Annotated in this window: 11 protein-coding genes and 1 tRNA gene; 8 read left to right on the top strand and 4 right to left on the bottom strand. The window is 46.6% G+C overall.

Going from position 1 to position 11,204, the window contains the following annotated elements; translation table 11 throughout:
- Positions 1 to 147: 147 nt before the first annotated feature.
- The 3 genes from QUB25_RS18985 to QUB25_RS29855 all read right to left on the bottom strand — a co-directional run bounded on the left by QUB25_RS18985 (position 148) and on the right by QUB25_RS29855 (position 1,682).
- Positions 148 to 318 (bottom strand): hypothetical protein, encoded by a 171-nt coding sequence (locus tag QUB25_RS18985; RefSeq protein ID WP_333185101.1) that lies wholly within the window; start codon positions 316 to 318, stop codon positions 148 to 150.
- An 11-nt stretch (positions 319 to 329) separates the two neighbouring features.
- The gene (locus tag QUB25_RS18980; protein WP_333062616.1) at positions 330 to 1,193 is read right to left on the bottom strand and encodes an Npun_R2479 family HD domain-containing metalloprotein; all 864 of its coding nucleotides are present in this window, start codon (positions 1,191 to 1,193) and stop codon (positions 330 to 332) included.
- A gap of 330 nt (positions 1,194 to 1,523) precedes the next feature.
- Positions 1,524 to 1,682, bottom strand: a complete 159-nt coding sequence (locus QUB25_RS29855) for a Mo-dependent nitrogenase C-terminal domain-containing protein (RefSeq protein ID WP_445251965.1) — start codon at positions 1,680 to 1,682, stop codon at positions 1,524 to 1,526.
- A 503-nt stretch (positions 1,683 to 2,185) separates the two neighbouring features.
- Between QUB25_RS29855 and QUB25_RS18975 the strand changes: the two genes are divergently transcribed.
- On the top strand, positions 2,186 to 3,001 hold the full coding sequence (locus QUB25_RS18975) for a cobyrinic acid a,c-diamide synthase (protein WP_333037746.1): 816 nt from the start codon (positions 2,186 to 2,188) through the stop codon (positions 2,999 to 3,001).
- A gap of 156 nt (positions 3,002 to 3,157) precedes the next feature.
- Here QUB25_RS18975 and QUB25_RS18970 read toward each other — a convergent pair whose 3' ends face one another.
- Positions 3,158 to 4,201, bottom strand: a complete 1,044-nt coding sequence (locus tag QUB25_RS18970) for an AI-2E family transporter (protein ID WP_333062618.1) — start codon at positions 4,199 to 4,201, stop codon at positions 3,158 to 3,160.
- A 123-nt stretch (positions 4,202 to 4,324) separates the two neighbouring features.
- Between QUB25_RS18970 and QUB25_RS18965 the strand changes: the two genes are divergently transcribed.
- From QUB25_RS18965 to QUB25_RS18935, 7 genes are all read left to right on the top strand, one after another.
- Positions 4,325 to 4,609: a hypothetical protein gene (locus QUB25_RS18965; RefSeq protein WP_333185099.1), complete on the top strand. Its 285-nt coding sequence runs from the start codon at positions 4,325 to 4,327 to the stop codon at positions 4,607 to 4,609.
- 9 nt (positions 4,610 to 4,618) lie between these two features.
- Positions 4,619 to 5,770 carry a glutamate--cysteine ligase gene (gene gshA, locus QUB25_RS18960; RefSeq protein ID WP_333037750.1) on the top strand — a complete coding sequence of 384 codons (1,152 nt, stop codon included), beginning with the start codon at positions 4,619 to 4,621 and terminating at the stop codon, positions 5,768 to 5,770.
- Positions 5,771 to 6,007: 237 nt separating this feature from the next.
- Positions 6,008 to 6,469 carry a tRNA (cytidine(34)-2'-O)-methyltransferase gene (locus tag QUB25_RS18955; protein ID WP_333037752.1) on the top strand — a complete coding sequence of 154 codons (462 nt, stop codon included), beginning with the start codon at positions 6,008 to 6,010 and terminating at the stop codon, positions 6,467 to 6,469.
- A 582-nt stretch (positions 6,470 to 7,051) separates the two neighbouring features.
- Positions 7,052 to 9,526: a peptidoglycan DD-metalloendopeptidase family protein gene (locus tag QUB25_RS18950; RefSeq protein WP_333185098.1), complete on the top strand. Its 2,475-nt coding sequence runs from the start codon at positions 7,052 to 7,054 to the stop codon at positions 9,524 to 9,526.
- Between the two features lie 138 nt (positions 9,527 to 9,664).
- A tRNA-Met gene (locus QUB25_RS18945) sits at positions 9,665 to 9,737 on the top strand.
- Positions 9,738 to 9,864: 127 nt separating this feature from the next.
- A complete protein-coding gene (locus QUB25_RS18940; RefSeq protein ID WP_190663488.1) occupies positions 9,865 to 10,464 on the top strand; it encodes a peroxiredoxin in 600 nt (199 codons plus the stop codon).
- A gap of 112 nt (positions 10,465 to 10,576) precedes the next feature.
- Complete coding sequence (locus tag QUB25_RS18935; protein ID WP_333185097.1) at positions 10,577 to 11,116, top strand: redoxin domain-containing protein; 540 nt, start codon at positions 10,577 to 10,579, stop codon at positions 11,114 to 11,116.
- Positions 11,117 to 11,204: the final 88 nt, after the last annotated feature.

Genomic DNA, 11,204 nt, shown 5'->3' with positions numbered 1-11,204 from the left:
AATTTTTAAACTACGACTCATAAACGCACCATAAAAGCTATCTCTCTATTATATGCAACTTCACATAAAATTGGTATTATCAGTCAAAGTTTCTAACTCATCCAATTGTTTATTTTATTTGGGCAATTCGATAAATATCAGTTCCATCTATGGATCGACATAATCAAATAAACTGTTTTTATCAGTAAACACAAAATGAGAAATTACTTCTTGGTCATTGTCAAACATTTCAACATCAGTAATTATCAAAGCAATTATAGGTTTTAACTTAAAGTAACCTTGACCGCGAATCAGTTGAAAAGAGCGATCGCCCGACATCCACCCCAACCCTAGCTAACTACAGCCACCGCAGACTCTGGAACCTGAGAATGCTCCACCCGAAAAACATTCGCGCTCAAATTAGCAACCACTTGTTTCCCCTGCTGCGTCAGTTCTAAATAGCCGATCGCATCCTTCACATACCGATAAACCACATTCCAATAAAACTTCGGATAACCATCCCGCAACTCCCCCGGGTTCTGATAGCCCAAAACCAGATTTTGCCCAGTCTCCTCAAACTCGTAAAACAGCGCCGCAATCTTTTGCAAATATCGCGGATCACTCAACTGACCAATTAAATCAGCAGCCCGAACTAAACCCGGGTAATTTACAATATCTTGATAATCTTCATCAGCAGGAACTGGGAAACGAGTCAGCTCAATATTACGCTTAACCAGCTCAGCATCAATCAGTTTGTGGCTGCCAAAACGCTCGTCAATAAACATTTTTCCGCGATCGACATGATAAAGCATCAAACTAGCATCCGTCGCCCCCGGAGGCAGTGTTAATTTCAGGTCGCCTATTCCCGTTGCATACAGTCCCAAATCTGTTCTATCTTGTCGGCAGACACCTTTAACATACCCGATATCGTGACATAGCAAAGCAATGTGGAAGTGCAGCCAATCTTCGCAGGAAACACCACCTTCGCGGATGTGCTTCCCACCCAGAATTGCTTGTCCCACCAAGGTTACTAAAATAGTGTGTTCGACATTATGGTAAAGAGCATCGCTATTAGCAATATTTTCTAAAGCCATACTGGCCACCCAAGCAATAATCTCGCCATAGTCAGATTTAAACCCGCCATAAGTGTGGCGGTAGCCTTCAATCAGGCGATTGACAAAAGCCTTAATCAGCAGTTCAGTTGCGTTAAACATATTCACTTCCCTAATCCCACCTAGATGATTAAATTATTTTTATAGTTATTGTTTTTGCTGCTACCGCTTGATGTTATTTTTGGCTTAAGCGCCACGATGGATAACCACTCCTATCGACAGGCATCCATTGATATTATCAACAATTATGGCTTAAATTAGGGCTCTCGCAACTACCAGAGCGACAGACCCCATAAATAATTGATATCAATGGGTGATCGAGGTATGACACCCCTCAATCAGCAGTATAGGGTTACATCTTCGCCGCATACCTCAGTCGATTTTAGATGTTAGATTTACTCCACAGATACATCTGGGAGTTGGAACTAGGATCTAAAACTTTGGGTTGCTCACTACTCTTGTCGGAAACTTGTATCTGTTCTGGCTGACCCCACCCCAAAACGAGAGAGACCAACAGCTTAACCCAATTAATTCCTCATACACAGGATTAAGTTTGCACATAGGCAGTATATGGAAAAAATGGTGTCCCAATAACTAGATATCTCTCTCACAAGAACACCGGGTGAGTATAAGTTGGCACACCACTGAGTTACTGGTGGCTCTCCCACTGCAATGCTATCGAGCCACTGTGGCACTTGTTGCAAGAGGCGATAGCAAAAAGTTAAGTCTTGGCACTGATTTTTCGGGAAAATACTTGTAGTCCAGTTCATGATTGATCTCAGTAATAATTACTAACAAAAACTTATGAATCACTCGACTTAATCCTCAGCGAAACCCACTGTTACTCCGGTGACGTGAATAAGTTTTATGGGTGACACTCACAGTCGCAAAATGTGATGCGAAGAGCTAGCATTTGTGATTTAAAACTCGCTAAAGTGTGAGACAGATCACGCCCTCTGTTGCATCCAGAATGTATATTTAGATAGATGGCAAGAAAATAAGACAGAATAAGTGGCAGCCCTCCCTCGCAGCTCCCCTCTCCCATCCTCTGCGATCTACTACTCTGTATACTTACTAATATAAGGTTTCAGGCAATGATTAAACAAAAACATAAATATGCCGACCTTGCTCAACTCCCCCACACAGATACCGTGCTGCAAAAACTCCCTGTAGAAGTTAAAGAATGGGCCCAAAGCTTGCCTTGGAACCAACGGCGCTATGTTTTGTCCCTCTGCTACATATTGTGTGCATCTACTCCCGACTTGCAAGCAGAATTTTTAGATAATTATACAGCCGACGGTTTAGTCTCAAAAATGTTTGAAGATGTAGATACTCTACACCGAGTCAAAGAGTATTTAATCAGATTTCGGGTCAAAAAACAATTAAATGAATCAGATTTAAGAAGCTACATCAAACAATTTTATATCCACTCAGCTCAACAATCGCGCAGAGAAACTGACCAATATTTAGAATCTGCACTCCGCTTCGTCTTGAGTACAGAAGAACGTAATAATGTTTTTAACTACATTTTAGGTTTTGAATTTATTAAAATTGTGTTTCAAATGAGCTGGTTGCAACACGAAAGATTAGCGAGACTGCAAAAAAATCAGTCGCAGTTTATTGAAACCTATATCAAGCCGATTCAACACGCACACAGAATTAATGGCATAATTCTCCCGAAAGATGAGAGAATCTTTTTTGCCAGACGCACGTATTACGTTCAACTACCTAACATTTCCTACAGAAGGCTAATTGAGTTAGTCATGGCAACTTTTACTACAGAAATGGTGAGTAATTGCGGATTTTCAATCAGTCGCCACTCTCAAGCTCTGCGTTTTGACTGCGATTACATTTATGATCCAGAACCAGAAGAAGAAAGATTTCCTACTGACTTGCAATTTATTCATTGACTTGACGCAGTAAGGTGTATCCTAAGTTACTTTTTACTCTTTATTTTTAGTTGAGCTTTGGGTAAAGGAGAGTTTTTGAAGCATGGGACTTGTAGTCTGCCTGTTAAAACTGAATTTTTCAGTAATATTTGATACCAAATAGGATGGCTGTATCAATTAACCCTCCGCTTGCATTTCTTCAATGTCAAACCAGCTAACTATCACTCCCGCTAGCGGAATCGCCAGAAATATACCTAAAAGTCCTGCTGATCTTGCCCCGACTAACAGTGCAAAAAATACCACTACCGGATTGAGGTTAAGGGAATTTTGCATCAGTCTGGGATGAATAAAGTTGTCTTGAATTTGCTGCAAAACAATGCAAGCTGCCAATACTTTTAAAGAGAGCCACACATTTTGAGACAATACAATAAAACAAACTAAGCTAATTCCCAGCGTCGCTCCGATCCCTGGAACTAAATCAAACAATCCGATAATAAAGGCTAAAATCAAGGGAAATTTCACATCTAACAGCAGAAAAATTAAAAAACTTGCTGTTGTCAAAAATAACATTAATAGGATTTGTGCCTGAAAAAATCCTAAAAAGTTTTTCTCTATTGTTACGCTTAAACGCCTGTGCAGGTGTCGAGGTATAAATTTGAGAACTAACACCCACAGCCTCTCTCCATCAAGTAACATGAAAGAAGCCACCACCAAAATTAATATTAAATTCAATAAATTGGTTAAAAATACTTGTAAAAAAGCAATACTCGATACAACTCCCGCCAAAGCTTGATTTCGCAGTTGTTCCTCAATAACTCGCAGGTTAACTTGCAGGTTTCTCGCCCGCAGAAATGCTTCGATGCGCTCGGACAGAGGCGCCAGAGCATTCAAAAATTCAGTCATGCTGTCAATTAATTGCTGTCCTTGAGATAAAAGAGTGACGCCTACAGTGACGGTGAGACCGCCCAAAACTAAAATGGTGAGCAAGACAACGAAGGCGACAGCTAAACTTCGCGGTAAAAATCTTTGGAGAGTTCGCACCGGATAGTTGAGCAAAAAAGCCACGAGTGCAGCAATGGTGAAAACCGCGACGGCAGTTTCAAAGTAAGCTAAAAGTTGCAGTCCAGCCCAACCAGAAGCAAATAAAAGCAAAAACCGGACTAAGGCTAAATTGCTTAGCATATTCCAAAAATTGGGAGGGGTTCTTTCTTGCTCTTTCACAGGGATTTTTAGGGGTTAATAATAGCTCAAAACTATTGCAGAGTGATCTTTTAGAATCGCACCCAAGATATATCTGCGGCTATCCCCCTCAAGGCAGAAAACAGATGACGAACGGAGGCAGGAGTGGGTTCTATTTACCATAAGTTCGATCGTCACGAATGCCCCATGAAACACGTCCGCGATCGAACAAACAGCCTTTTTGACTTTAAAACCGCCTCGGAAACTCTTTGTGATGGCAGTATTTGTCGCGGCAGCCCGATCGCAACTAACACACAAACGCTCAAACTTGCTGGGGCCGAAAAACCCGGTTTCAGTGCCAGTCGCGAAAAATTTCAACTCTGCCTCGTGGAAGATAGTAGGAACAGGTCAATTTTTGGGATACTAGAAACTAGCACTCAACTTAGCTGAGGAACAAACGTGCTGCTATCAAAAGGCTTTGAAGTAGAAATGTATACCGGCACTCCCGAGGGTGAGGTTGTTGGTCTCTCCGATCGCATAGTCGCCGATCTAGAGGGATTTGTCCGGGAGCCTGATAGCCGCAATGTGGAGTACACGACCGCCCCGCTGTGCAGCTACGATCGCCTGTTGTGCGCCTTAGTCAAGCCGCGAGTCCGGTTGCGCGAGTATTTAAAACAATTGGGCGACTATACCTTGCTGCCGGGAAGTACCCTGTCTCTCGGAGGTAGCGATCGATTTTACAGATCCGATCCCAACAACCCCTACCACACCTACATCGAGCAAACCTACGGCACCAAAGTCGTCACCGCCAGCATTCACATCAACATCGGCATCTCCCAACCAGAAATGCTGATGCGGGCCATCCGCCTCGCCCGCGTCGAAGCACCGCTATACCTTGCCTTGAGCGCCTCTTCCCCCTTCCTCGACGGCGAAGTCACGGGCTATCATTCCACTCGGTGGGGTTTGTTTCCCAAAACTCCCGCCATCGTCCCCCTGTTTGAAAGTCACAAGCATTACATTCAGTGGACTGAAGAACAGCTAGAACTCGGTACTATGCAAAACGTCCGCCATTTGTGGTCTGCAGTGCGACCCAATGGCGATCGTCGCCCCTACTGTCTCAACCGCCTCGAACTGAGAATTTGCGACCTCGAAGTCAATCCTCTGGCTTTGTTGGCCATCACTGCCTTACTAGAAGCTCGCATTTGGCAGATGATGGAAGACCCCAGCTTAGACCCCTTAGAACTCAGCACCTTACCGGCGGCCACCCGCAACCAAGACTTAGTTGCTCTCACAGACGCCAACGAAATTGCTGCATCCCGGCAAAGTTTGGATGCTCCACTAACCCACTGGCAGGACGGCAGGACTATTCTGGCACGAGATTGGATTGAGGAAATTTACCGCGAAGTGTGGCCTATAGCCAAAAAACGCGGCTTTAGTTGCTTTCTCTCGCCACTCAAAAAGATTCTCCGGGAAGGCAACACGGCCCAGCAGTGGTTGAAGCTACACGAGGGCGGTTCGGACACCCGCAGTATTATTCTGCAAGGGATTCAGGGGATGGCTCACCAAGAATGGGAGCTAGAAGACAACTTGTGCGCCCAGTTAGTTGCCTGAAGTACCCGCCGTTATTATAACGGGGGCTTTCACTAGCCCCCTGGCTATGCGTACTCAGCCAATACAAATAGCCCGCACCTCCCGGTCAAAAGTTGCAGAGCGACTCCCAAAAACAAATCAGAATATTTAATCAATGGAGTTCGACAAAGGTTATAAATAAAAGCTATAAGGTATATCTACCTGTGGGTGGTTTTTTAAATTTCCCAATAGCTGTATCGTTCGCTTTTAATTAGCTTCATGCCCCAACTTGTCTTGATTCACCCGCAAATCCCCCCAAATACTGGCAATATCGCCCGCACTTGCGCTGCCACAGGCACAGAACTGCATTTAGTGGGCCCGCTGGGGTTTGAAATTAGCGATCGCTACCTGAAACGGGCAGGCTTAGATTACTGGCCCTACGTCAACCTCCACTGCCACGAAGACTTAGCGGCTTTTCAGGCCTATCGGGAGCAGCGCGGGGGACGATCAATCGGATTCAGCACTGGCGGGCGATGCAATTACGCGCAATTCCAATTTCAGCCCAACGACTGGCTGATGTTTGGCTCGGAAACTGTAGGCATTCCCCAATTCGTCTTGGATGCCTGCGACGCCACACTTTTTATTCCGATGAGCCAGCCTGGAGTCAGGAGTTTGAACCTCTCCGTCAGCGCCACTGTGGGTTTATTTGAGGCTAAACGACAGTTGGGAGAGCTGGGATAAATCATTATCAACACATAAATATATAGATATTTAATAGCTGCCGGAGGCTGCCAAATCTCCATTTAAGTATAAGAAATTTGTATCAAAGGGGTGAAAATGTAGATAGCCGACATTAATATATTTTATTCATTCAAAAACAGATTGTTATCAGCAACACCAAATTACTCCCAAGATGATTCAGCAACAAAAACAGAGGATTTTAGCGATTTAGGGCGTGAGCGAGTACCAGCTTGGGTCTGAACACTATATCTAGTAAATATACGGTTGTAGGTTGTCCGGAAATTAGCCTAAAGTCTGATAATAGGTGAGAGTTCAGAGCCTTACCGGAACGAAGATTTTATGTATTCGTTCCAGCTATTGCGGTGTAAGGCTTGTGGGGTTAATTGCAGCAGGTTTGACCGAGAATTTTAAAATTTATGACGGTTTGAGCTTGTCTAAATTAAAAAAGCAAGGTAATCTGGCCTAAGCATGATAGCTGTCAACAATCAGAATATTTTTGCTTGTTGATTTAAACTCAGCGTCATGCGATCCCCTTGAGTGTTTCCAAGGACAGTTAGCGCTTCTCAGTAGGAGGTCGTTTTTTTGAAACGAACATATCCCCAAATTAAGCCTGTTCAGGCTAGTGAAATCGACAGAGACGGTTCTGCGGAACCATCCAAACAGACAACGCTCAGCACAGGCAGAGTTCGCTCTCTCGCCACAATCGGGCTGGCAATATCGGTAGGTGCTTCTGGCATCCTGCTACCGAGAAATGGAGACAGCGCTCGCGCGTCTGAACTCGCACCGACATCAGAATCCACCGCTGAAGTACAGCCAGTATCGGCCAACGGGTCCGCTACGTCCGCACAAGTTGACGGTTCCAAGGCCCAACAGCCCGGAGCACCTTCTGAGCCGGCGACGGTTAAGGTGCAGGAGGGGCAAAGCCTTTGGGAGCTTTCTCGGGATTATGAAGTTGAACCGTTGGTACTAGCAACTGCCAACGACATCCAACCCGATACCATACTCCAAGTTGGCCAACAGCTCAGAATTCCGACTGCGACGGAAGCCACACCACAACAGAACGCCGGCTATAGCACATCGGCTTCGCTAGAGCGCGCAGCGACGGTCAATCCCGAACAAGAGTTAAATCTGACTGGCTCCGAGCCATTGGATAGTGCAGCCATGACAGCGCTGCCATCAACCGCAGCGACCCCGCTGGTTACGACGGTACCGGAACAAAGTTCGATCGAGATCCCGAATGCAGACGGGGCGATCGACAGTTTGAAAAAACAGGAAAACCGCACCACAGAATCGGGTCGAACTATGTTCGGGTCGGAGGGGGGAGCAACTTTATCTACACCTGCGGCATTTTTGCCCGAGTCAGCACCGACGCTGACCTCCCCCGGATATGCAACTGGGACAACTATTCCTGACCTCGATGCCACACCTGTAATTCCCAATTCCGGGGGAGGTCAAGCAGCATCGCCCGATCGAGCATTCGAGTCAATTGAAGAGTCTTTGGCAACACCCAGTTTGCCCTCGGCTGTGGTAGTCCCCCCTGCGGGAAGTACCGCCACGCCGGCTGAGGTTCTCTACAGCGTGCGTCCGGGAGATACCCTAGATGCGATCGCCAAAGGTCACGGCGTATCGCCCAAAGATCTGATCTCCGTCAACAAGCTCGGCAACCCCAACTTGCTGAATGTCAATCAACGCCTCAAAATTCCCCAAGTTGGATTTAAAAATCCAGGGGTGGAGGTGGCAGCATCTTATTCTGCCTCCAACTCTACATCTGTCTGGGCAGCGAGTTCGGTTCCCGCATCTTTGAACCCCAGCTCGTCTACCTCGGAAATAGCAGGTGCTGGCGTTGCAGTACCCGCGCCCAAAGTGCCTGTTGTATCTCCCCTGGAGAACCTGGAAGGTCTGAACAATATTTCAGCGCCGATGGTTCCCCAAATTAACAGCATTCCGCTCACTCAAGTTTCCCAAACGATTCGCGATCCAGGGAAGCTGGCTCTTCAAGGCGAACCAACATTTACAGGTGCAGTTGACACCAGTGCCCTGCCTGGGCCAGCCAGTGCAACTGCTACCGCCATCGCTACGGGAGAATACCCGCAGCCGCTCAGCTTCGTGGCAAATACTAGCGCTCAGGGTTCAAATGCCGATCCAACTAGCGCTTTACCAGAGTCGAATTCGGAGGCTCTCCCTACCGCAGAAGCTCTCAACCCTTATTCCGAACGATTGAGGGCAGAAGTTGTCCGGCTGCGAGAGGAATATCGTGCCTCGCGCAATTCGATCGGCCCCAATGCGGTGTCCCTGGCTCCAAATGACGGGTCCTCGGTCAACCCGTCTGAGGATATGCCAAGTGTCAATCCATATCTTTACACCCCCGACTATACTGAGGCGGTGCAGAATGAAATCAGCAGACCGCCATCGAGAGCGTGGTCTGAACAGGTTCAGAAGCAGCAGCAAGAGCGTTTAGACCCCGCTCGGGCAGCGGAACTGCAACCGATCAACCTGACGCCGACCTCTGCTGGGCAGCAGCCTGTGGTAGCAACTGCTCCTTTGGGAGCCGACGGTTACGATCCCCTAAGCAACCCGTCTTTGGGACGCATGGTTTCTCCAGAACTGCCTCCGCTTTCTAGCCCTGATACCTATCTGCCTAACGGCAAACAACAGTCGGCTAAGGGGTTTATTTGGCCGTCTAAGGGCGTTCTTACTTCTGGCTACGGCTGGCGGTGGGGACGGATGCACAAAGGAATTGATATTGCAGGGCCGATCGGCACGCCAATTGTGGCAGCATCAGACGGGGTGGTTACCTATGCTCAGTGGAACGACGGCGGCTACGGGTATCTGGTGGAAATTACGCATCCTGACGGCACTGAGACTGTCTATGCCCACAACAGCCGGATTTTGGTGCAAAAGGGTCAGAGAGTCGCTCAAGGGGAACAGATTTCAGAAATGGGCAGCACTGGCTTCAGTACCGGGCCGCACTTGCACTTTGAAATTCATCCCGCCGGACAGGGTGCTATCAACCCCATGGCTTTACTGCCAGATGATGCGTCCAGCGCTTCTCGGTAACGACTGGTCGGAAGTTATGGGTTTTGAATGATTATCAAAACTCATAACTTTTACTGGAAGCTATGAGAAATAATGTTGTGTGAAAAGAAGACATAGCTAGCCCTACCGTGCTACGATAGTAAATCGTGAAGTAGATTTGGCTCAGTGGCGCAGTGGTTAGCGCAGGGGACTCATAAGCCCAAGGTCGCAGGTTCAAATCCCGCCTGAGCCATTATTAAATAAAAAAAACTGCGCTCTCAATTTTGAGAGCGTATTTTTTTTGATTTATCGAGAAGATACTTGTAGTCGTTATGAGTATGATATATTTGTAACAGTTCGTAAAAAAGGAAACAAAATCTATGACCAGTGAATGCCTCCGGGTTGGTCAAGCTGCACCCGATTTCGCAGCAACAGCCGTAGTGGATCAGGAATTCAAGACTGTTAAACTGTCAGACTATAAAGGCAAAAAGTATGTAGTCCTGTTCTTCTACCCCTTGGACTTCACCTTTGTGTGCCCGACTGAGATTACAGCATTTAGCGATCGCTTCGAGGACTTCAAGAAAATCGATACCGAAATCCTCGGCGTATCCGTTGACAGCGAATTCTCCCACCTCGCTTGGATACAAACAGACCGCAAATCAGGCGGTGTCGGCGACCTCAACTATCCCTTAGTTGCTGACCTCAAAAAAACAATTAGTTCAGACTACAACGTCCTCGACCCAGAAGCAGGCGTTGCCCTCAGAGGTCTGTTCATCATCGACAAAGAAGGCATCATCCAACACTCTACTATCAACAATCTTGCCTTCGGCCGCAACGTGGACGAAACTCTCCGCACTCTGCAAGCTATCCAACACGTCCAGTCTCACCCCGATGAAGTTTGTCCCGCCGGCTGGCAGCCCGGTGACAAGACTATGACTCCCGATCCAGTCAAGTCTAAGGTATTCTTTGCTGCGGTTTAAGCACATTATATTTCTACGGACACGGCGCTGCCGTGTCCGTACCTGCAGAGGCATTTATTTAACCGGATTTTTAATTACCAATTAGCAATTAGCAATTACCCAATTAGGAAATATGCTGACTTCTACTAATTTTAGCGGCTTGTTAAATGAGCGGTTTTTCCAAAATTTATTGCCTGTTCCGGCGAGTAATGTTCTGAAGCTGGGACAGATGACGCCCGACTTTGAATTGCCGGATATTAATAATGGCAAATTGGTGCGGCTGTCGAATTATCGGGGCGATAAGCCGGTAGTTCTGGCTTTTACGCGGATTTTTACTGAAAAGCAATATTGCCCTTTCTGTTTTCCTCACATTAAAGCTTTGAATGAAAACTGGGAAAAATTTGCCGATCGCAATATAGAATTATTGATGGTTGCCAGTACCGACGATCGCCAAAGCCAAATTGTGGTTAGAGATTTAGGCTTGAAAATGCCTCTGCTTTCTGATCCAGGCTGTCAAGTTTTTCGGGCTTATCAAGTCGGTCAGGCTTTAGGTGCTCCTTTGCCGGCTCAGTTTGTTTTGGGTGCAGATGGAAAACTCCTCTTCAAACATTTGTTTTCTTTCATAGACCACAATGCTAGTGTGGACACTTTGCTGCAATATGTCGATCGGTAAAGAAACCGCTGCTGTGTCCTAATTTGGAGTTTTTCACCGCTGATGGACGCTCGTTTACGCCCATCAGCGGGATTTTTTCACCGTTTGA

The organism is Microcoleus sp. B3-D7 (assembly GCF_036705305.1).
Classification (GTDB): domain Bacteria; phylum Cyanobacteriota; class Cyanobacteriia; order Cyanobacteriales; family Microcoleaceae; genus Microcoleus.
The sequence above is the reverse complement of the archived record's forward strand: the minus strand, read 5'-3'. Positions and strand labels throughout refer to the sequence as shown.

What these genes read in the sequence shown, in the direction of transcription:
- QUB25_RS18985 (WP_333185101.1), bottom strand. Translation starts at nt 318, where the DNA reads ATGTCGGGCGATCGCTCTTTTCAACTGATTCGCGGTCAAGGTTACTTT.
- QUB25_RS18955 (WP_333037752.1), top strand. Translation starts at nt 6,008, where the DNA reads ATGCCCCAACTTGTCTTGATTCACCCGCAAATCCCCCCAAATACTGGC.
- QUB25_RS18935 (WP_333185097.1), top strand. Translation starts at nt 10,577, where the DNA reads ATGCTGACTTCTACTAATTTTAGCGGCTTGTTAAATGAGCGGTTTTTC.
- QUB25_RS18975 (WP_333037746.1), top strand. Translation starts at nt 2,186, where the DNA reads ATGATTAAACAAAAACATAAATATGCCGACCTTGCTCAACTCCCCCAC.
- QUB25_RS18980 (WP_333062616.1), bottom strand. Translation starts at nt 1,193, where the DNA reads ATGTTTAACGCAACTGAACTGCTGATTAAGGCTTTTGTCAATCGCCTG.
- QUB25_RS18940 (WP_190663488.1), top strand. Translation starts at nt 9,865, where the DNA reads ATGACCAGTGAATGCCTCCGGGTTGGTCAAGCTGCACCCGATTTCGCA.